Annotated in this window: 22 protein-coding genes; 5 read left to right on the forward strand and 17 right to left on the reverse strand. The window is 31.5% G+C overall.

The window, feature by feature from the left end:
• Window position 1 precedes the first annotated feature (1 nt).
• From K324_RS0104265 to K324_RS0104345, 15 genes are all read right to left on the reverse strand, one after another.
• On the reverse strand, window positions 2-1,879 hold the full coding sequence (locus K324_RS0104265; protein ID WP_026748077.1) for a ribonuclease J: 1,878 nt from the start codon (window positions 1,877-1,879) through the stop codon (window positions 2-4).
• 58 nt (window positions 1,880-1,937) lie between these two features.
• Window positions 1,938-3,908, reverse strand: a complete 1,971-nt coding sequence (mrdA, locus tag K324_RS0104270) for a penicillin-binding protein 2 (protein WP_026748078.1) — start codon at window positions 3,906-3,908, stop codon at window positions 1,938-1,940.
• Window positions 3,909-3,970: 62 nt separating this feature from the next.
• Window positions 3,971-4,318 carry a ribosome silencing factor gene (gene rsfS / locus K324_RS0104275; protein WP_026748079.1) on the reverse strand — a complete coding sequence of 116 codons (348 nt, stop codon included), beginning with the start codon at window positions 4,316-4,318 and terminating at the stop codon, window positions 3,971-3,973.
• A 182-nt stretch (window positions 4,319-4,500) separates the two neighbouring features.
• Window positions 4,501-5,214, reverse strand: a complete 714-nt coding sequence (locus tag K324_RS0104280; protein ID WP_026748080.1) for an RsmE family RNA methyltransferase — start codon at window positions 5,212-5,214, stop codon at window positions 4,501-4,503.
• A 155-nt stretch (window positions 5,215-5,369) separates the two neighbouring features.
• Window positions 5,370-6,380: a Holliday junction branch migration DNA helicase RuvB gene (gene ruvB, locus K324_RS0104285; RefSeq protein ID WP_026748081.1), complete on the reverse strand. Its 1,011-nt coding sequence runs from the start codon at window positions 6,378-6,380 to the stop codon at window positions 5,370-5,372.
• Window positions 6,381-6,872: 492 nt separating this feature from the next.
• Window positions 6,873-7,499: a DUF445 domain-containing protein gene (locus K324_RS0104290; RefSeq protein WP_026748082.1), complete on the reverse strand. Its 627-nt coding sequence runs from the start codon at window positions 7,497-7,499 to the stop codon at window positions 6,873-6,875.
• Window positions 7,500-7,633: 134 nt separating this feature from the next.
• A complete protein-coding gene (locus tag K324_RS0104295) occupies window positions 7,634-8,056 on the reverse strand; it encodes a flavodoxin domain-containing protein (protein ID WP_026748083.1) in 423 nt (140 codons plus the stop codon).
• A 63-nt stretch (window positions 8,057-8,119) separates the two neighbouring features.
• Window positions 8,120-9,316 (reverse strand): acetate/propionate family kinase, encoded by a 1,197-nt coding sequence (locus K324_RS0104300; RefSeq protein WP_026748084.1) that lies wholly within the window; start codon window positions 9,314-9,316, stop codon window positions 8,120-8,122.
• Between the two features lie 141 nt (window positions 9,317-9,457).
• Window positions 9,458-10,462 carry a phosphate acetyltransferase gene (pta, locus tag K324_RS0104305; protein ID WP_026748085.1) on the reverse strand — a complete coding sequence of 335 codons (1,005 nt, stop codon included), beginning with the start codon at window positions 10,460-10,462 and terminating at the stop codon, window positions 9,458-9,460.
• A 30-nt stretch (window positions 10,463-10,492) separates the two neighbouring features.
• Window positions 10,493-11,686 carry a signal recognition particle-docking protein FtsY gene (ftsY, locus tag K324_RS0104310; protein ID WP_026748086.1) on the reverse strand — a complete coding sequence of 398 codons (1,194 nt, stop codon included), beginning with the start codon at window positions 11,684-11,686 and terminating at the stop codon, window positions 10,493-10,495.
• Entirely contained in the window at window positions 11,686-12,438 is a 753-nt protein-coding gene (gene tsaB / locus K324_RS0104315) for a tRNA (adenosine(37)-N6)-threonylcarbamoyltransferase complex dimerization subunit type 1 TsaB (protein WP_248615345.1), read from the reverse strand. Before tsaB ends, ftsY begins: the two co-directional genes overlap by 1 nt.
• 131 nt (window positions 12,439-12,569) lie before the next feature.
• The gene (tsaE, locus tag K324_RS0104320; RefSeq protein WP_026748088.1) at window positions 12,570-13,022 is read right to left on the reverse strand and encodes a tRNA (adenosine(37)-N6)-threonylcarbamoyltransferase complex ATPase subunit type 1 TsaE; all 453 of its coding nucleotides are present in this window, start codon (window positions 13,020-13,022) and stop codon (window positions 12,570-12,572) included.
• Between the two features lie 93 nt (window positions 13,023-13,115).
• Complete coding sequence (rfaE2, locus tag K324_RS0104325; RefSeq protein WP_036095134.1) at window positions 13,116-13,568, reverse strand: D-glycero-beta-D-manno-heptose 1-phosphate adenylyltransferase; 453 nt, start codon at window positions 13,566-13,568, stop codon at window positions 13,116-13,118.
• Between the two features lie 487 nt (window positions 13,569-14,055).
• Window positions 14,056-14,493 (reverse strand): GNAT family N-acetyltransferase, encoded by a 438-nt coding sequence (locus K324_RS0104330; protein WP_026748090.1) that lies wholly within the window; start codon window positions 14,491-14,493, stop codon window positions 14,056-14,058.
• Window positions 14,494-14,966: 473 nt separating this feature from the next.
• A complete protein-coding gene (locus K324_RS0104345; RefSeq protein ID WP_051354387.1) occupies window positions 14,967-15,944 on the reverse strand; it encodes a cell division protein FtsZ in 978 nt (325 codons plus the stop codon).
• 403 nt (window positions 15,945-16,347) lie between these two features.
• Here K324_RS0104345 and msrB point away from each other — a divergent pair, with 403 nt between their 5' ends.
• The 5 genes from msrB (at window position 16,348) to K324_RS0104370 (ending at window position 21,156) form a co-directional block, all read left to right on the forward strand.
• A complete protein-coding gene (gene msrB, locus K324_RS0104350) occupies window positions 16,348-17,427 on the forward strand; it encodes a peptide-methionine (R)-S-oxide reductase MsrB (RefSeq protein WP_026748092.1) in 1,080 nt (359 codons plus the stop codon).
• 24 nt (window positions 17,428-17,451) lie between these two features.
• On the forward strand, window positions 17,452-18,090 hold the full coding sequence (locus K324_RS0104355; RefSeq protein WP_026748093.1) for a cytochrome c biogenesis protein CcdA: 639 nt from the start codon (window positions 17,452-17,454) through the stop codon (window positions 18,088-18,090).
• 145 nt (window positions 18,091-18,235) lie between these two features.
• On the forward strand, window positions 18,236-18,706 hold the full coding sequence (locus tag K324_RS0104360; protein WP_026748094.1) for a redoxin family protein: 471 nt from the start codon (window positions 18,236-18,238) through the stop codon (window positions 18,704-18,706).
• Window positions 18,707-19,489 carry a response regulator transcription factor gene (locus K324_RS0104365; RefSeq protein ID WP_012806422.1) on the forward strand — a complete coding sequence of 261 codons (783 nt, stop codon included), beginning with the start codon at window positions 18,707-18,709 and terminating at the stop codon, window positions 19,487-19,489. It begins immediately after the preceding gene.
• A complete protein-coding gene (locus K324_RS0104370) occupies window positions 19,486-21,156 on the forward strand; it encodes a sensor histidine kinase (protein WP_026748095.1) in 1,671 nt (556 codons plus the stop codon). The genes K324_RS0104365 and K324_RS0104370 overlap by 4 nt, the downstream gene beginning before the upstream one ends.
• Window positions 21,157-21,374: 218 nt before the next feature.
• Here the strand turns inward: K324_RS0104370 and upp are convergent, their stop codons facing one another.
• Window positions 21,375-21,998 carry a uracil phosphoribosyltransferase gene (gene upp / locus K324_RS0104375; RefSeq protein WP_026748096.1) on the reverse strand — a complete coding sequence of 208 codons (624 nt, stop codon included), beginning with the start codon at window positions 21,996-21,998 and terminating at the stop codon, window positions 21,375-21,377.
• A gap of 70 nt (window positions 21,999-22,068) precedes the next feature.
• Complete coding sequence (locus K324_RS0104380) at window positions 22,069-22,365, reverse strand: PG0541 family transporter-associated protein (protein ID WP_026748097.1); 297 nt, start codon at window positions 22,363-22,365, stop codon at window positions 22,069-22,071.
• Window positions 22,366-22,371: the final 6 nt, after the last annotated feature.

Consider the following 22,371-nt stretch of genomic DNA (forward strand, 5'->3'; position numbering starts at 1 on the left):
TCTAAACCTCCATTATAATCGGTAAAATTATAGGCTCCCTGTCTGTTTCTTTATTTAGGAACTCTCCTACTTTTGCCCTTATTCTCTGTTTAATTTTACCTATTTCCTTTATTCCTTCATTTTCCATACTGCTAAGTTCCAGCCTGACTAACTCTTTTGTTTCAGATAACAGGTTTTCCGCATCTTTATTATATACAAATCCACGTGTTACAAGTTCCACCTGTTTATTAAACTTCCCATTTCTATATTGAGAAATCGAAATAATGACTATTCCATCATCCGCCAGATTCTGTCTATCTTTCAACACGGCATTCCCAATATCCCCAATTCCAAATCCATCAATGAATGTCGCACCACTAGGTACTTTTCCCACGTGCCTGAATTGGCTTTGGGATAATTCCAGTTTTGCTCCATTTTCTGATAAAATAACATTTTTTTCAGGCACTCCGACAGCCATTGCCAGTTCCTTATGTTTTTTTATCATCGCATATTCACCATGCACAGGCAAAAAGAACTTAGGTTTTACAAGATTTAACATTAATTTCTGCTCTTCCTGACAACCATGCCCTGATACGTGTATCCCGATTCCTTTTTCAAATACAACGCTTGCATCACGTTTCATAAGCTGATTTATGTTTTTAGTGGCAGCCTTTTCATTTCCTGGAATAGGTGTTGCCGAAATTACAACTGTGTCCCCTTCCCTTAGCGAAATATATTTATGCGTTCCATTTGCAATTCTTGAAAGTGCCGCAAGTGGTTCCCCTTGTGTTCCAGTACATAAAATAAGCACTTTATCAGCTGGATACGTTTCAACTTTATCAATGTCTATCATTATATCTTTTGGTATTTTTAAATATCCAAGGTTTGAACAGATTTCAAAGATTTTTACCATGCTTCTTCCATCAATTGCGATTTTTCTTCCGTGTTTTGCCGCAATATTTACAATTTGCTGCAATCTATGTACATGTGAGGCAAATGCAGCCAAAATAATTCTCCCATCAGCTTTTGCAAATTCGTCCTTCAAACTTTCTCCAACTGTTCTTTCCGATGGCGTAAATCCAGGAATCTGTGCATTTGTACTGTCTGAAAGCAGTAAGTCCACACCTTCTTCCCCTAATTGAGCCAATCTTCCAAAGTCAAATCCTTCCCCATCAACTGGTGTCAAGTCAACTTTAAAATCTCCAGAGTGTAAAATTGTTGCCGCAGGAGTTTTTATACAAATTGCATAACAGTCTGCGATACTGTGCGTTACGCTTATAAATTCCACTGTAAAGTATTTTGATACTTTTAAAATCGTTCTGCCGCTAATTACCTTTTCTTTTGGAAGTTTTGCATCTTTTTTCTCAAATTTTGCCTTTGCAAGTGCAAGTGTCAGTCTTCCACCATACATAGGAATGTTTTCTGTCCCTAATTTTTGATAGAAATAAGGGATTGCCCCTATGTGATCTTCATGCCCGTGTGTCAAAAGTAAGCCTTTTATTTTGTGTCTATTTGACTCCAGATATGAAAAATCCGGAATGATAACATCTATTCCCAAATGCTCATCTTCAGGGAAAGTAAGCCCTGCGTCCACCACAATAATTTCATCCTTATATTGAAAAGCTGTCATATTTTTTCCAACTTCCTCAATTCCTCCAAGTGGGATTACATACATTTTCTCTTCTTTTTCTTTTCCCTCAACTTTTCTGTCTATGTGTCTATTCCTGTCGTTTACTCTTGGAATATAACGTGTTTCGTTTTTTTCATCTAAATGTCTTCGGTTCGTACTTTTCCTTCTAAATCTTTTCATTCCTGATTTTATTTTATTAACATCTTCCTTTTTTGAAAAATTTCTCTTAAAAGTTTGATTTCCGAACTCAGCTTTTTCTTTTTCTGACATTTAGTAAACACCTCCTTCTTTCTTTTTGATTTTTTTATATTTCTTTAATTTTTATATTTTATCTATTTGCTACTTTTTTATTATTATTTGCTTCCTGTTGTTTTTTATTTTCTTCTTCCTTCTTTTTCAATATTTCCTGCTGTACCTTTTTAATAACGTATTTATCTCTATATTTCAGTATAAATTTAAGTGCCACATTTCCAGAAGCTACTCCCCCGTATCCTCCACCTTCTACAATGGATACAAATACAATTTGAGGGTTGTCTGATGGAAAATATCCTGCAATCCACGAGTGATTATCTCCAAAGCCTGAATTTTGTGCAGTCCCTGTCTTTGCAGAAACTGGATAGCCTCCAATCCTTAACAGTTTTGCAGTCCCTCCATAACCACTTACAGGCAATTTTAAAGCATTTTGTAACAATTTCAGATTTTTTGGGCTGACATTTAATTTTCTTACAACCTTTGGAGTATTATTTTCAACTTTTCCTGAATAAGTTACAAATCTGTCAACAACTGTAGGTTTTAACTGAACTCCATTATTTGCAATGGCCTGATAAGCAGAAGCAATTTGAATAGGAGTTGCCAATACATAACCTTGCCCTATTGACATATTTATCAAATCTCCCGGTAGCCATCGCTGATCCTGTTTTTTCTTAAATCTTTTTTTCTTCCATTCAGGACTTGGCAATGCTCCCGCCAGCTCTCCCGGAATATCAATTCCCGTTTTGGATCCAATTCCAAATTCTTTTGCATATTTTACTATATTTTGAACTCCAGCCTTCTGAGAAAAAACATAATAATATGTATTTACAGATTGCTCAATAGATTTTGCAAAGTTAGTTATTCCACTTCCGTGTTTATGCGAATCTCTAAATATTAACCTTCCGTATCGATATTGTCCCGTTGAATTTACTGTCGCATATGGTGAAATTCCCGATTCCAAGATACCCATTCCAGTTATTGCCTTAAAAGTCGATCCTGGCGGGTAAAGTCCAGCAATTCCCTTATTTACTAGCGGCTTTGCCTTTGAATTTACCAATTCATTCCACTGATTATCAGGTATTCTTGAACTTAATAAATTCAAGCTGATTTCAGGATTGCTGACAAATGTAATAATTTTCCCAGTTTTTGCCTCCATTGCGATAAAAGCTCCACTTTTACCTATAAAAGCATCTGTCATATATTTTTGCAATTCCATATCAAGTGATAAATAGACGTTTTTCCCTGCGACACTTTCAGTTGTTTCCATTTGTCTTATAACATTTCCCTTGGCATCAACTTCGACATTTTCTCTTCCGTCCTGCCCTTTCATTTCCTTATCATAAGAACGTTCCACACCTTTTTTCCCAATTAAATCACTATTTCTGTAACCTTCCTTTTCCAAATCCTTAAATTCCTTTTCACTGATTGGCTTTACATATCCAATAACGTGGGAAGCCAGAGAATCTTCAGGATAGTATCTCTTGTTATACTCAACTATATCAATTCTGTCATTATCAATTTTTTCGATTGCCTTTAATGCGACTTGTTTTTCCAAATCTTCAATAACAAGAATTCTTTTATCCGTTCCCATTCTTTGTTGCTTAAAAAATCTGTCAATCAAATAATCAACTTGATAACCTGTAATTTGACTTATTTTATTTATATCAAATATTGTCTCCTTTATACGCTTTGCAACCGCTTTCCGTTCTTGTGAAAGTCTTGCATCTATCTGTTCTTCCGTCATATTCTTTACTTCTTTTAATAAAGCCACGTCTTTTGGATCCAACGGATGTGTATGTAAATGGATTACTTGATAACCTGTTGTATTTTTCGCAAGTAATTTCCCTTCCCTATCGTAGATTTCTCCACGTGTAGCTTTTATTATATTAGTTCTAATTCTATTTTGTAACGCCTGTTCCGCATATTCAGACGCATTTAATACCTGTAATGTAAATAATCTTGCCACCAATAGTAAAAAAACTGCTCCCACAAGAACAAGAAAAACTATAAACCGTATATTTTTTTCTTCTTTATCTAATTCTCTCATAAATTCCCTCTTCATTTCCAATACATTGATTATCTTATTAAACAAATTATTTTAAAAAATGGCTATTCTCCATCATTTTCTTCATTCACGCCATTATAAAAATCATCTAATCTGTAATATTCCCTTGCGTCCTTGCTAAACACGCTGACAATTAAATCCCCTGCGTCAATAAGAACCCAGTTTGCCTCATCAAGCCCCTCCACACTTTTCACATTGTCAAGGCTCTTCTTTATATCAGTCGCTATCGCTTCAATATTTCTGGAAGAACTCCCAGTACACAAAATCGAATAATCAAAAAATGGTGATTTTCCTCTCATATCATACACCTTTATATCCTGTGCCTTCTTATCTTCCATAATATCAATTATCTCTTGAACTTCTTTTTCATAATTATTATTTATTTCACTCATTCTAAAAATTTCCTTTCTTTTTTACATTATTTTTTATTAATTCTATTTCAATTTTTTATTTTAAACTTTTTTATTTATCAAAATTTTACAAAAAAATTATTATAATACCACTACTAAGGTATATTATATTATATATTTGACTAATTTTCAATTTATTTCTCAATTTTTAGTAAAATAAAAAATTATATATAAAAATTGGCAATAATGCCACACACCACAATTGCCGCAGTTTCTGCCCTCAAAATACGTTTTCCTAGGCTGATTTCTATTGCTTTGTTTTCTTTTAAAAAATTGACTTCCTCTTGGGTAATTCCACCTTCCGGGCCAATTATGTATAAAATATTTTTATCTTCTTTCTTTATTATTTCTGATAAAGATTTTGACTCATCACTATTTTCATAAGCAAAAATTATTTTATCATATTTTTGATAATTAATTTCTGTCAATTTTTTTACAGGCGTAATTTCAGTAAATTTTATTCCTCTGCATTGTTTCAGGGATTCCCTTACAACTATGTCCCATTTTTCTTTTTTTTCGTTAATTTTTACGACAACTCGTTCGGTTTTTAAAGGAATTATTCTATTTACGCCAATTTCTGTCAGTTTCTGTATTGCCAGATTCATTTTATCATTCTTTAAAATTCCTATTGCAACATCAATATTTACATTTAAGGAATAACTGTCTTCTTTTTTTTCCAATATTTTTACAGCAACTTCCTTTTTTGAGATTTCCATAATTTTCGTAAAATATTCATATTTGCCGTCAATTATCCGCAATTCATCGCCTATATTTAGACGATAAACATTTTGAATATGATTGCAGTCTGACTTATCTTTTATCAAAATTTTTTTATTATTTTCATCAATATTTTCTTTTTCCGCTATTACAGTCAACAATAGCTTTTCACCTCATTTTTTTCATTTAAATTTTTATAATTTTAAAACATTCTAAAATTTCTGTAAATTTTGTCTAAATAAAAGTTACATAAATTTAGTGTTTGAATAAAATATCTATATTCTCTAAGTTCTGTTTTAAAATAATATGTATATCGTTATCCCTTTTCACTAAATATTTTTTCAATTCCTAAATGCTTATATCCAAATTCCGTTACAACTCTACCACGTGGAGTTCTTTTTATAAATCCAATTTTTACTAGATATGGTTCATAAACTTCCTCAATTGTTCGTCTATCCTCTCCTAGTAAAAGCGACAATGTTTCAATTCCAACAGGCCCTCCATTGTAAACATTTATAATTGATAACAAAATATTTCTGTCAAGTTCATCAAGTCCATTATCATCCACTCCCAGAAGCCTCAAAATACCATCAACACTTTCCTTTTCCAAAACGCCAGAACCTTCCACCAATGCAAAATCCCTCGCTCTTTTCAAAAGCCTATTTGCAATTCTGGGTGTTCCTCGACTTCTTTTGGCAATTTCCGTAATTCCGTCCTCATCATACGAAACATTTAGAATATTTGCCCCTCTTCGTATAATTTCCTTCAATTCTTCCAATTTGTAATATTCCATCCTATGAGTAACTCCAAATCTGTCTCTAAGCGGTGTACTTAACTGGCCTGCTCTCGTAGTTGCTCCAATTAATGTAAATTGTGGCAATTCTACACGAATACTTCTTGCAGACGGCCCTTTTCCGATAAGAATATCCAGTTCCCCATCTTCCATCGCAGGATACAAAATTTCCTCCACCGATGTATTTAATCTATGAATCTCATCAATAAACAAAATATCATTTTCCTCCAAAGACGTCAAAATAGCCGCTAAATCCCCAGCTTTTTCAAGTACAGGGCCAGTCGTTATCTTCAAATTTACTCCCATTTCTGTGGCAATAACTCCCGCAAGAGTAGTTTTCCCCAGTCCCGGAGGCCCATACAGCAAAATATGATCAAGCGATTCATTCCTCATTTTAGCAGCCTTTATAAATATATTCATTTTTTCTTTCAAATCTTGCTGGCCAATATATTCCTTAAAAGTTTTTGGCCGTAAACTTCTTTGAATATTGTCCTCTCCTAATTCCTTAGGTTCCAATATTCTTTCCTCATTCATTCCTTCTCCTCAATATTTCTTCTTTATTTCTTTATTTAATTTTTTTTATTTATAAATTAATTTCTTAAATACTCTAATTTAGTTATTTTTATTTAAATTTTATAAAAAGAATTCTTGTTAATAGATATTTTTTCTATACTTTATATGTTATTTCTTTTTCTAAATTACAAGGATATATCCTTTTTTTCACAATAATGATTAATTTAATACGATTAACTAGTTATAACCTAATACTAATGACAAAAGTTCCACGAACTCTCTCTGCTTCTCGAATTTTAATCTTATAACAAAAATTTTTATGATTATTAAAATAATAAATTTATCTATTGAATCTTTATCAAAATAATTGTTATGATTAAACATAAAGTGTCGTGATTTTTTGGAAATAAAAATTACTGTTTGAGCGGAGCGAGTTTAATTTTTATTTTCAAAAAATGCTTAGACGAGCCAGGTTGTAAGGGCATGGCGACTGATGCCCTTACGTTAAAAATTTTATATCTGTTTTAATAATAACATTATAAAAAACTGGAATAACGCAATTACTCCTCCCAATACTCCACCAATAATCTCAATATGCTTTAATTCATTTTTAGATACGGACAAAATGATTTTTTCCATTTCCTCCAGCGAAAAATTTTTCATTTTTTCCAGCATAATTTCTTTAAAGTCTATTTTGTCTTCTGCAATTTTTATGATTTCCTCCACTATTTCCTCTTTGTTTTCCAAAATTGATTTTTTAAAATATGATTTTATCTTTTCAATTACTGAATCGTTTAAAAACATCTTTAATAGCGGATTTTTTTCTAATACACTTTTTTTCAGCTTTTCACCTATAATTTTGTCAAGCAGCTTATCCAGAACTTCATCGTTAATTACATCACTGTCTTTTAGCTTTGCAGTAATGTGTTCTACTGAGATAAGTTCCTTTTCTATTGTTTCAGCAATATTTTCTGATATTCTGTCCCTATTCTTTGGGATTAGTCCCTGTATTTTAAAAAATAGCAAATTTACTTCCTTATAAGGCCTGAATAGCAGCTTTATTGCCAGATAATTTGTAAACCATCCTATAAGTATTCCAACAAATACCATTATAGCAAGCTGTACTAATAAATTTCCCAATTTTTCCTCCATATTCATATCTAAGTGAGCAATTTTGCAGTAAATCATTTAAAACTAACCTTAAAAGTTATGACTTTTATTCAAACTTTATATTTCCTAATTTTATCAATTTATTTTATAAAGAAATATGTATACTAACCAACTATTGCTCTTCCGTATTCCTTGCATTTCTCAATTTTTTCATCATCATCAACAGCCAGATGAATGATAAGTCCGTCGTTTACAATAGAAAACCCTTCATTTATCATTTCTTCACGCCAAGTCTCCATCCATCCACCTTGTCCCCAGTCATAGGAGCCAAAAAGTCCAACTGTTTTTCCAAAAATTTTGTCCTTTATCCCTTCAATAAATTCTATCATTTCAGGTGCAACTTCCTCTGCTCCTCCAGCAGGCGATCCGAATGCTACAAAATCAGCATTTATTGCATTTTCATTGGCTTCTTCCACATTTATCAATTTTACATCGGCTCCAGCATTTTCTGCCCCTTCTCCAATGTATTTTGCCATATCCGCAGTATTTCCAGTACCTGTATAATAAATTATATTTAATGTTGCCATTATTTTCCTTTCTATTTATAAGTTATTGTAAAGCCAAACTCGAAAGTCTGGCTATCTGTATTTTTATTTTGTTAATTTATAAGTATCTCTTGCAATTACAAGTTCTTCTGCTGTTTCAATCTTATAAATTTTAACTTTTGAATTTTTTGTTGATAATTCAACATTTCCTGATAGTCTTTGTTCATTTTTTTCTTTATCCAGTTCAATTCCAAAATATGAAAGTCCTTCACAGATATGCTGTTTTGCTCCAACTGAATTTTCACCAATTCCACCTGTAAAGGCAATTGCATCAACACCATTCATTGCTGCAACATAAGCTCCAATATAAAGCTGTATTCTGTAGCAGAACATTTCATAAGCTAAAACAGCTTTTTCATCCCCAGCTTTTTTGGCTGTATCTAAATCACGAAAATCTGAACTTATTCCTATCATCCCCAAAATTCCAGACTTCTTGTTCATTCTATTATTCATTTCATCCAAAGATAGTCCTCTTTTTCTCATAATATAAATAACAGAAGCAGGATCTACATCTCCAGTTCTAGTTCCCATCATAACTCCCGCAAGAGGCGTCATTCCCATTGATGTATCTACAACTTTACCATTTTGAACTGCTGAAATGCTCGCTCCATTCCCAAGATGGCAAACTATAATTTTGGAATCCTCTTTTCCTAACATTTCTCTTGCCACTTCACTTACGTATCTGTGAGAAGTCCCGTGAAATCCATATTTTCTAACTTTTAATTCAGTGTAATCTTCATAAGGATAAGGATACATATATGCTTTTGGCGGCATTGTCTGATGGAAAGCTGTGTCAAATACGACTACATTTTTCTTCCCAGGAAGCAATTTTTGGATAACCTTTATCCCCATTATATGGGCTGGATTGTGTAAAGGTGCAAGTGGTGCGATTTCTTCAAGATTTTTTATAACTTCATCGTCTACAATTACAGATTTTTCATAATATTCTCCACCATGGACAATTCTATGTCCTATCGAATCAATTTCATCCACACTTGAAATTACCCCTATTTTCTCATCCTGAAGTGTCTTTAATATAAGTTCCACCGCAACTGTGTGATTTTCCATAGGAACTTCCATTTTATCAACTTTTTCTCCAGTTAATAGATTTTTATAGCTGAAAATAGGATTAGTAATCCCTATTCTTTCACAATTTCCCTTAGCCATCGACTGCTCATTAGTCATATCAATAAGTTCAAATTTTGCAGATGAACTCCCGCAATTTATTACTAAAACTTTCATTTTTTCCTCCAAATTTTTATTTTCATTTTTAAAACACTCTCAAATCCTCTAATATTAACTATTTAAGATTAAACATTTTCAATGCTTAAACAAAATAGTTTTATTTTTTTATTTTATGTTTAAACCGGTTTTATATAAAAACTACATTTCAGATTCTACAGCCGTAATTGCCACAACCTCAACTATATCTTCCACACTGCATCCTCTTGAAAGATCGTGAACTGGACGTGCCAATCCTTGAATTAACGGCCCTAACGCTTTCGCCTTAGCCAGTCTCTGTGTCAATTTGTAACCGATATTTCCTGAATCCAAGTCAGGAAAAATCAATACGTTTGCCTGCCCTGCTACTTTTGATCCAGATGCTTTTGCAGCAGCTACTTCTGGCACGATTGCCGCATCCAGCTGCAATTCCCCATCAAAGTCAAAATCAACATTTCTGACTTTTAAGATTTCGATGGCTTCTCTAACCTTGCTTACAGAAACCCCGTCAGCACTTCCTTTTGTAGAAAATGATAAAAATGCTACTTTAGGTTCTTTTATTCCCGCAGTAAATCTAGCTTTTTCCGCTGCAGAAATGGCAATATCGGCAAGTTGCATAGCAGTAGGATTAGGAATTACTCCACCATCTGAATATACAAATGTTCCGTTATCCCCAAATTCAGGAGTGTTTGTTATCATAACAAAAGAACTTGATACCGTTTTTAAGCCTTCTCTTGGCCCAATTACATGGATTGCCGCTCTTAAAACGTGTGCTGTTGGTGAAGATGAACCTGCCACCATTCCATCAACTCTACCCTGATGTACAAGCATTGCCGCAAAATATCTTGGATCTGACATGAGTATCGCTTTTGCCGTTTCAAATGTCATTCCTTTTTTCTCTCTTCTTTTTTTCAAGAGCTCCGACATATTGTCAATTGTTGCACATGAATCAGGATTGTAAAATATCGCTCCTTCCAATGAAACTCCAATTTTGTCTGCTTTTGCCTTTATTTTTTTTTCATCTCCGACTAAAGCTATTTTTGCAATTCCTTCACTAATAATTTTTTCTGTTGCCCGCAAAACTCTTTCATCCTCTGTTTCAGGTAAAATAATGGTTTTGTTTAATTTTTTAGCTTTTTCTTTTAATTCATCTGTCAATGTGTTCATAATTTTTTCTTCCTTTCCTTATTTTTTTTATTATTCAAACATAGCTTCAACAAATTCCTTTGTATCAAATTCCCGTAAATCCTCGATTCCTTCTCCAACACCTATAAATTTAATCGGTTTTTTTAGTTCTTCTGTGATTGGGAAAATAATCCCTCCTTTTGCCGTCCCGTCAAATTTTGTCAAAATAATTCCTGTCAAATCTACGATTTCATTAAATATTCTAGCCTGCTCCAATCCATTCTGCCCAGTTGTACTGTCAATTACAAGCAACGTTTCAAAGTCAGTTTCTCCAGACTGCTCACGTATAATTTTATTTATTTTTTCAAGCTCCTTCATCAAATCACGTTTATTGTGAAGCCTTCCGGCCGTATCCAGTATTGCCACATCAAATCCACGATTTTTAGCGGTTTTCACCGTATCAAAAATTACAGCGGCAGGATCACTTCCATGTGCCTGTTTTATAACTTCCACACCAGTCCGTTTCCCCCATTCCTCAACTTGCTCAATGGCAGCGGCTCTAAATGTATCTCCAGCCCCAATAATAACCTTTCTCCCGCTATCCTTCAATTTTTTCGCTATTTTACCAATGGAAGTAGTCTTCCCAACTCCATTTACTCCCACAACTAAAAGGATATTTAGTTTTCCATCCTGTAATTTTAATTTTGTGCTGTTTTCATCGTTGTAAACAAGTTTCGCCTTTAACAATTCCTTTAATTCATCGTAAATTTGTTCTGATGTTTTCAATTTCTTTCGTGAAACTGATTTTTCCAGGTCCTCCACAAGCTGCATTGTCATATTCATTCCAATATCTGACTGAATCAGCAATTCTTCCAGTTCTTCGTACAAATCGTCGTCTATCGCCTTCCCTAAAAGCATTTCCTTTAATTTTCCAAAAAATCCTTTTTTCGGAGTTGCCAATCTATCTTTTAAAGGCTTTAATTTAGGTTTGCCTTTCGTTTTTTCATCTAATTTCTCTTCTGTTTCTTCTATTTTTAAATTTTCAATTTTTTCTTTTTCAGAATTTTTTTCATTATTTTCAGATTTTTCAATATTTTTTCCTAAAATTTCTTCAGCTGTTTTCTTTATTTCTTTTTCAGTTTCAGCTTTAATTTTATCCATTTCACTTTGACTGTCCTCAATTTCCTTTTCTATCTGATTTTCTAAAGTGTTTTTCTGTTCCTCATCTTTTTTCTTTTTTCCAAATTTAAAAAAATTTTTCAGCATTATTTCTTATCCCTTTCCGCCTGTGATTTTTCCAGATAATCCGGTTTCAGATTAAAAATATCAGTCTTTCTCACCACACCAGCATTTTCCAAATTTTTATCCAAAAACATCTGTACAAAAGTCATTGTATTAATTGTCAAATTCTTATCTTCAAATATTTTCACACAGTTTCCTAATTTATTCAATATTTTAGCCTTATAATTAAAAACTGCATCTCCAATCAGATAAACTTTTTTATTATTTTCCTTATTTTCAATTATTTCCTCAATTGCATTATCCAACTTTGCAACCTCATAATTTTTTATCAATTTTAGCCTATTTTCGCTCGAAGTTTCATAAGCCGCACAATAAATTTTTTCCTTTCGTGAATCAATCAGCGAATATATTTTCAAATCCTCATCATTTCCCAAACTTGTTTTCAAATTATAATACCCTTGAAAACCAAGTGCATCCAACTCATTCACCTCATAAAAATTTACATTCCGTCCAAAAAACAATCCCTTAACAACCGAAATTGCTATCCGAACACCCGTAAACGAACCCGGCCCTATCGAAACAATCACATTTTCAATTTCGTCGAGCTTTTTCCCAGTCCATTTCAAAAGGCTGTCAATCTGCTCTAAAATCGTAGTAGAATGTGTTTTTGCCATTTCCACATGAATTTCCCCCAGCAGCTTATCTTTCTCATAAAGCGACAATCCAGCCAGTCTAGTCGTCGTCGTTATCGCAAATATCAACATATTTTTCTCCATTTTTCATTTTTCTTCACTTTTACAATAAAACTTCTTTAAAATCAAATCTGATAATCAATATCCCTCTCAAAAACTAATTTTGCTTAATCCAGTAATCAATTTAATATTAAACCCAAACATTAAAAATTAAATTATTCAATTTCAAAATCTACTTTTTCCCCATTTTCAATATTATAAACTGACACTTCACGAGCCACATCCGAATAATGATTTATCTCAACAAACACCGCATCCTCAGGCATTTCATCCAAAATCTTGTCCGCCCACTCAATAATTACAACACTTCCATCTTCCCCAATATAATCCTCAAACCCAATCTCATAAATTTCCTCAGAATCATTAATCCTATACACATCAAAATGATACACTGGTACATCCCCAGAATTATATTCAATCACATAAGTAAACGTCGGACTTTTCACATTCTCCGTAATATTATAATATTCACAAATCTTCTTAGTAAATGTAGTCTTTCCCGCCCCCAAATCTCCAATAAGCCCTAGGCAACCTCCGTTTTTTAACTTTTCTGCTAAATTTTTGGCTAATTTATCTATCTTATCAAATGTTAATATTTTATTTTTCATAATTTTTCTCACTTCTAAATATCAATCAAATTCTATTTTTAAATAAAAATATATTTTATTAACAAATATTTCTTCTATCATTTTTAGGTTTTTTTATTTTTTATACACTTCAATAATTTTATTAATAATTTCAGTTGTGGAAATGTTATCCACAAAGGATAAAATCTTTACTTCTCCACCATTTTTTTCAACAACTTTTGTTTCTGGCAAGTCTTCTTTTTTATAATCTCCACCTTTTACGTGAATACCTGGCTTTAAAATATCCAGCAGTTTTTCTGGTGTTTTTTCATCAAAAATTACTGTATAATCTACAAACTTTGTACCCAAAAGGACATAGGCTCTACTTGTTTCGCTATTTATCGGCCTTTTATCCCCTTTATTCACTTTAACCGAAGCATCACTGTTCACACCAACAACCAAAATATCACCTAGATTTCTGGCTTCCTCCAGATAAGTTAAATGCCCAACATGTAAAATATCAAAAACTCCGTTAGTAAAAACTACCTTTTTCCCAGCCTTCTGCAATCTCACTATTTCATTTCTCATTTCATCAGCAGTCAGCAAATTATCTTTAAAATTTTTTCCCAATTTTCTCTCCAATATATTTTATCTATTTATTTATAATAATAATGTACTTATTCATATACTCAATCCCTAAATTTATTTAATTTTAAAAAGGTTTGAGCATACATCAAATTATACCACATTTTTTCCAAAAAAAGAAAATTTTTCTATTTTTTTTCAACTTTTATTTTTTCTAATTTCAACAATTGTATTTTATTATTTTTTGGATATTTTAATTAATAAATATTTTTTTCTTTTTAATTTTTGTAGGATTGCTCATTGTCGCAAATCCTTATCTTGCAGTAAAGGTTTATATCCTTTATTAAAAAAGTTTGTAATAATTTCGTTATTTAAATGGACTTTAGTATAAGCATATTCTCACAATTTTTTATCAAAAAAGAAAAAAAAGAAGTATCAGCTTACTGCTTTTACTTCTCTGAAATTTTAGAATTTTATTATCAGTACTTCTTTATTGAAATATTTTTATAAAACGTTTTTGAGTTTTATTACAAGTATAACCAATATTCTCATAAAATTTATGTGCTTTTAAACGATGAGAACCAGAATTTAATCTAATGAAATTAACATTATTATTTAAAGCATATTCTTCAACAAAAACCATCAGTTTTTTTCCAATACCCTTGCCTTGAAAATTGGAATTTACTGCTAATCCTAGTATATTTAATCCAATATCACTATATAAACTTTCATACATCTCTGCATGAACAAAACCAACAACCTTACTTGCTTTTTTATCTTCATATACTGCGATAATATGATGTTTATAATCAATAGATAATTTTTCAATTTGCGTCTTGACAGTATTAATATCAACATCATATCCTAACTCATCTTTACAAATTTCTTGTATATCTTTCGCATCTAGTACATTAATCTCTCTTATCACACTTTTACCTCTATAACTTCTAATTTTTCATATTCACTTTTTCCTTAATACATATTACATACTTCAATTTTAGTATTATTTCATATACATTTATTTAGAAAAATCCGTTATCAGTATTTCCACTTCAATTTTATCTTCAAGCTCAGCATCCATAATGTATCCCCATAACATATTTGTTTGATCTGCTTCAAATTTTTCATTCAATATCATAGTTGATCTCCTGAATAATTTAAAACTCTACCTTCAAAAAGTTTCAAATAATTTATATAGCTTTCATCTACTTCATATAACCTCATAAATTCCCCCTCGAAAAAAAGCCACCATAATTGGTAGCTTTGCATTTAAAGTTGCTTCATTTTAAGGTAGTGGAACACCTGTTTTTAAATTTTTTCTTTCAATATAATTATATCATATTTAGTTAATTAGTCAATGCTTTTTTCTTTTTTTATTTATAAATTTTTAAATTATTTTTATTAATCACAAAAATCTGTTGCAATCAAATATACTTTTACACAGCTTCCTTTTTGCTCAAAATCTTCAAAATTTTCAAATTTAGATTCTTCAAAGACTGTTCCCCATGCGAGAAATAAGTCTGGATTTTCTGAACTTTTGGCTACTGCTGTGGCGATTTGACTGATTTCTTCGAGGCGTATGTCTTTTCCTGAGGTTATGTTCATTAGTATTTTTCCAGCGCCTTTTATTGAGCGTTCCAGAAGCGGTGTATTCAGTGCCTGTTCTACTGCCTTTTTTGCTCTGTCCTCTCCATCTGCTTTTCCAAATCCTAACACTGTCTTGCCTGAATTTCGCAATATAGATTTAATATCTGCAAAGTCCAAATTTACAATTCCCTGTTTTTTTATTAAATCCAATATCCCTTTTACAATTGTTACAAAGGATTTTTCCCCTTTTTCATAAATATTTGCTATTGGAATGTCTGTATATAAATCATTTAATTTTTGATATGGAATGACTATTACTGTATCGGCGAAATGTTTTAATTTTTTCTTTCCTTTTTTAGCAAGTCTTATTTTATTGGAGGCTTCAAATTTAAAAGGTTTTGATACAATTGCAACTGTTAATATATCCATTGATTTTGCAATTTCTGCGATAATAGATGAGGCGAATGTGCCGGTTCTTTCACCCATTTCAGCCATAATAAATGCCATGTCTGCCTTTTCCAGCTCTTTTTTGACTTGCATCTTTAACCCTTCTACGGCTTCATAAGAAATTATTGAAGATACAAATATTTTTGTATCAGCTTTTGAATTGTCTAAATTGCTTCTTTCAGTATCTACAGCTATAAAATCAGCTCTTATATCCTGTCTTGCCACCATTTTATTTATTACATTGTTCCCTGTTTTCCCTATCCCTATAATTTTTATCTTTACTCCATTTAATGTTTTTTTACCAATATTCCTTTTTTCTTCAACATCTTCGGCAATGTCCCACATTGTCCTATCCTCCCAAACAATCTTACTGTAAAATCATTTTTTTTATTACACGCAACTTTGAAGTATATCACACGAATCTTTGTTTTTCATTTCAAAAAAAGTTGATTTTATTTTTTGTTTTAAAACTACTTTAAAAATATGCAAAAACCGTCTTATAACAACAATAATAACAATTTCATCAGTCCATTACTAAAAAAATTTCAATATATGGCAATTCTAGTTTAAAACGGGAATAAAAGGTTAGTTTTTTACATATTTTACTCCAATTTTTTTAATGAATTGACTATATATTATAAAATTATAGAAAAATATTACTATATTTCATTTTTTTTTATGAATTTTTGGATTATACTATTCTTGTAGATACAAAGAATTATTTAAATATAAATTGGGAGGCGGTTTTATGAAATCTAGAAGTCTACTATTATTCTTAATACTATCTTTAGCTTTATTTTCAGTAGTATTATCAAGTAAAAATAAAAATCGGAAAAACAGAAGTGAAAATAAGATGAAAAACGAAAATATGGTTCAGACAGGAAGTGAAGACATTAGAGAAATTTATCTCGCCGGCGGCTGCTTCTGGGGACTTGAGGCATATATGGAAAGAATTGACGGGGTAAAGGATGCCACGGTTGGTTATGCGAATGGTAAAACTGAAAAAACCAGCTATAATATCATCGGGGCAACAGATCACGCAGAAACAGTTCACGTGAAATATGATGCAAATAAAATTTCTTTGAGCAAGCTGCTTAAATATTATTTTCAAGTTGTAGATCCTACCAGTATTAATCAGCAGGGAAATGACAGGGGTAGACAATACAGAACAGGAATTTACTATACCAACCCTAAAGACAAGGACATTATTTCACAAGAAATTGAAGAAGAGCAGAAAAAATATACAGATAAAATTCAAGTTGAAGTCCTGCCTTTGAAAAATTACATATTAGCAGAAGAATATCATCAGGACTATTTGAAAAAAAATCCTAACGGATATTGTCACATTGATGTCAGTAAGGCAGATGAAGTTATCATTGATCCAAAAGATTATCCAAAACCAAGTGACGAAGAATTGAAAAAACGGCTTACTCCACTGCAATACAGTGTTACACAGAAAAAAAATACCGAACATTCTTTTTCAAATGAGTATTGGGATAATCATGAAGCTGGAATTTATGTGGATATAACAACAGGGGAACCATTATTTTCCTCAAAGGATAAATACGATTCAGGATGCGGCTGGCCAAGTTTTACAAAACCTATTTCAAAAGATGTTGTAACTTATGCAAATGATACAAGTTTTAATATGGTAAGGACAGAAGTGCTTAGCCGAAGTGGAAAAGCCCACTTGGGACATGTTTTTGATGACGGCCCTAAGGACAAGGGTGGACTTCGATATTGCATAAACAGTGCTTCAATCAAATTTATTCCTTTAAAAGATATGGAAAAAGAACATTACGGATATTTAAGAAAATTAGTTCAATAAAATGAACAGGATAGGAGATAATTTATGTTTAATCAGCCATTATTAGTAGGAAGCGTTTTTTTAGGCGGGGTAGCAAGTTTTCTATCACCGTGCATCCTTCCAATTGTTCCTGTATATTTAGGCATTCTAAGCAAAGGGAAAAAAACAGTGCTTAATACATTTTTATTCATTCTAGGCCTTTCGCTTACTTTCGTGAGCATAGGTTTTAGCTTTAGCTTTCTTACAGGAATATTCTTTAATGACACTATAAAACTTATGGCAGGAATAATTGTAATAATACTGGGACTACACCAGACAGGTATACTAAAATTTAGCCTTTTAGAAAAAAATAAAACCCTAAACTTTGATTTAATTGGTAAAAATTCTTCATTACAGGCTTTTTTGCTGGGATTGACATTTAGTCTGGGATGGACTCCATGTGTAGGCCCTATTCTTGCCTCAGTGCTAGCTCTCACAGGTGACAGAGGATCCGCAATCTACGGAGGATTGATGATGTTTATATATGTCTTAGGACTTGCCACTCCATTTGTCCTTTTTTCCTTTTTCTCTCAGGAGCTGTTAAAAAAAATGCGAGTTTTAAATCAGTACACAAATTATTTTAAAATTTTTGGTGGATTTCTAATTATATTTATGGGAATTTTACTAATAATAAATAAGTTTTAATAATTTTCTTTTAAAATTTATTCTCTAAAATTCAGCAAAAAAATATTATATTGAATAATACTCAAAGATTAAACTTGAAATTTTTATTGAAAAAAATACAAAAATATTTATAAATTTGTTATAATATGGAAAGGAAGTAGTTTTTATGAAAAAATTAATTGCGATAGTTGCAACTATGTTAAGTTTTGGTGTAACTTCATTTGGAAATACATTACAAGGGGTTCAGTTAAAGGATATTAATAATAAACCTGTTTCCCTTAACAAATACAAAGGTAAGAAAATATATATTAAAATGTGGGCTTCGTGGTGTCCTATCTGTCTTTCAGGATTAAGCGAAATTAATTCTTTAAGTGCAGATAAAAGTAAGAATTTTACAGTTATAACAATTGCTTCTCCGGGACAAAAAGGAGAAAAACCTACAGCCAAATTTATTCAGTGGTATAAAGGACTTAATTACAAAAATACTACTGTATTGCTGGATGAAAAGGGGGAAGTGCTAAAAAGGGCAAAAGTTTTAGGGTATCCTTCAAATATTGTTCTGGATGGAAATTTGAATATTGTTAAAACTTTACCGGGACATCTGACTGCTGCACAAATCAAAGGAGCTGTTAAATAAGTGTATAGTATTTTAATAATTGATGATGAACCGATTATACGAAGAGGTATTAAAACTTTTATTGATTTTGAAAAATATAAGATAAGTGATGTTTATGAGGCAGAAGACGGTAATTCTGCCTTTAAGACTTTTTCTGAAGTTTTGCCTGATCTTGTCTTGCTTGATATAAATATTCCATTTAAAAATGGCCTTACTCTTGCACAGGAAATGAAAGAGCTGAAAAACGATGTAAAAATAGCCATCATTTCAGGATATGACTACTTTGAATACGCTCAAAAGGCTTTAAAAATCGGAGTTGAAGATTATATTTTAAAACCTGTTTCAAAGACTGATATAAATGAAATAATCTCAAAACTGATTTACAGACTGGAAGAAACTAGAAAATACAACGAAGCCAGAAAAATTATTAATAAAATCAGTCACACTGAAAAAACTGCCAAAGATGTTTCCTACAGCAAGTATAAGGATATTTTAACAAAAAAAATTGAAGACAAATACAGCGAAATTTCCTTTAACTTAAATTCACTGGCGGATGAAATGAACTTATCCTCAGGATATTTAAGTTCGCTTTTTAAAAATTTATTTGGTATTCCTTTTCAGGACTATTTAAATAATATGCGGATGGAAAAGGCAAAGCTACTGCTTTTGACAACGGATCTGAAAAATTATGAAATTGGAGAACTCGTGGGAATAGAAAATTTTAACTACTTCAATTCAAAATTTAAAAAAACTTTTGGAATGACTCCAAAAGAGTTTAAAAAAAGTGTATTGGAGAAATTATGAAACTAAAAAAAACAATGAAAAATTCAATGTTACTCCAGCTATTTTTTTACTATCTGATTGGAAACTTATTATTCATCCTGTTTTTAAGCAGTATTTTTTACTATACTTCAAAATACATCATAATGAATAAGGAAATTGAGTATACTAACGAAAATGTTATAAGTACATCCCGTTATATTACTCTTTATGCTGATAAATTGAAAAATATGATTAATCTTTTGTCTGTTGATGCCGATGTTAGAAATTTTTTAATATCAGGAAATGAAGATTCAAAAAAGAGCATTAAAAAAATGATATACTCAATTCTCGGGAATAATAAAGGAATTAAAAGTATTACTGTAATCGGAAAAAATGGTAACATTGTATCCAGTGATAAAAACAATGATATGAAAATATCAGAAAATATGATGAAGGAAAAATGGTATGTCGATGCGATAAACAATTCAGATATGCCCGTTTTTAATCCCAGCAGAAAAAATTCCACCTCCTCTATGAACTCAGCTCTCTGGTTTCTGTCAATCAGTCGGGACATAAAAAATTCAAAAGGGGAAAATCTTGGTGTTATCGTTTTTGACATTAAATATGAAATTCTTGAAAGATATTTAAATTCCATTTCTTTTGGAAAACAAAGCGACAATATTATAGTAGACAAAAACAACAATGTTATTTACTACAAAGACGTAAAATGTTTTGCCGATAAAAAGTGTCTTGCAAAATTTTCAGAAAAGAATAAGGATAAAGATACATATTTATATGAAATAAACATTGAAAATACAAACTGGAGCCTAAGAAGCATAGCAAACACAAATGACTTAGTTACCTTAAAGAAAAATTTTTCCCACATAGTTATTATCATTTTCCTAGTTTCACTAGCTTTTTCCTCTATTATTACATTTATCGTAATAACAAAGATTCTAAAGCCTTTAATAAAACTGGAAAATCATATGCAAAATTTTGAAAATAATCTACGGGAATTTCATTTAAGTGAAAAAACAGGCTATGAAATTCAGAACCTTGTGGAACATTTTAATATAATGGTTGAAAAGATAAAATATTTGCGGGAATATGAAATAAAGGCTCTTCACAGCCAGATTAATCCACATTTTCTGTATAACACGCTAGATACAATCATTTGGATGGCAGAATTTGAAGACAATGAAAAAGTAATCAGCATTACAAAATCACTTGCAAACTATTTTAGGCTTTCCCTTAGCAACGGTCACGAAAAAATACCGTTAAAAGATGAAATTATGCACACTAAAGAATATTTATTCATACAAAAGCAGAGATACGAAGACAAACTTTCCTATTTTTTCAACATAGAAGATGAAAGCCTTCTTTCCATCGAAGTTCCAAAAATCATAATCCAGCCAATTGTAGAAAACTCCATTTATCACGGAATAAAAAACCTTTCTGGAAACGGAATTATCACAATAGACGTTTACAGAGAAAACAGCACTGTCAATATCTCAGTTAAAGACAACGGAATAGGCTTTGAAAAGGCTAAACAGTTCAAAAAAAGCAAGACAGGCGGTGTAGGAACCCAAAATGTCGATAAAAGAATAAAATTCTATTACGGCAAAAATTATGGCGTATTTATAAATAAAGACAACAACACCGAAGGAGCAGAAGTAATTATAAAAATTCCTTTTAAATCAAGTTTGTAATTTATTCTCCTACTCCTTTTAATACTATTTCTCATTTTTATTACACACTATTAAAATATCCTTTAATCAAATTTTTTCATAATTTTATATTTTTTCTTTTTAAAAAGCAAGGAAAATCAATCGCCATTTCCCTTGCTTTATAAATATTTATTAATCAAAATATACAAAAAATACCCTAATTATTTTAATTAGAGTATTTTCCTAAAAAATCCATTTTATTATTTTGTTCCAAATATTCTATCTCCCGCATCTCCCAATCCTGGATAGATATACGCATGTTCATTGAGTCCAGTATCAATTGCCGCAATGTACAAATCTATATCAGGATGTTTTGCACAAAATTTATTTATTCCTTCAGGAGCTCCAATAATGCTTAATACTGTTATGTTTTTTACACCCCTGTCTTTTAGGTAATCAATTGTGTAAATCATTGAACCACCTGTTGCAAGCATTGGATCTACTACGAAAACTTGACTTTCGACAACGTTTGTGGGCATTTTTGCGTAATAGTAGACTGGCTCTAAAGTTTCTTCGTTTCTGTAAACTCCCAGATGCCCTACTTTTGCATTTGGAAGAAGCTGCAATATTCCATCTATCATTCCAAGTCCTGCTCTTAGGATGGGAACTAATGTTATTGGCTTATCTAGAACTTTTGTAGTTGTTTTCTGAATAGGAGTTTCTGTTTCAATCTCCTTGAGCGGCAAATGTTTTGTTGCTTCATAAACCATAAGTCCTGCTATTTCGTTTAAGCTTTCCCTAAAAAGTTTAGTGTCTGTATCTTTATTTCTCAAATTTGAAAGTTTATGTTCAATTAGTGGATGTTTCAATTCAAAAACTGCCATTAATAATCACTCCGTTCATTTTTTTCTATACTCAAACTATATTTTTTTATTTCCTTGCAATTTACAATCTTTACAAAATAATATCATCTACAGGTAAAACAGCAGCACCCATCGAGATACTCTTCCCTAAATCGATTTTCATAATTTTAATAAGCCGCATAATTTCCTTTGCCTGCTCATCTTCCAGATACGTTACAAGAATGCTGTCAGTCCCTGGCCAGACATGGCTGTTAAAATGTTTTAATGTTTTGCTCCAACAGCTGTAAACTTGTGGAATTATTATATATTGCTCAATTCCATATTCACGCATTTCCTCTTTTATTTTATCTATAAAGTAGGAATCAAAATATATTTCAACCCTCTTCAAGAAAAC

Source organism: Leptotrichia trevisanii DSM 22070, assembly GCF_000482505.1.
Lineage (GTDB): Bacteria > Fusobacteriota > Fusobacteriia > Fusobacteriales > Leptotrichiaceae > Leptotrichia > Leptotrichia trevisanii.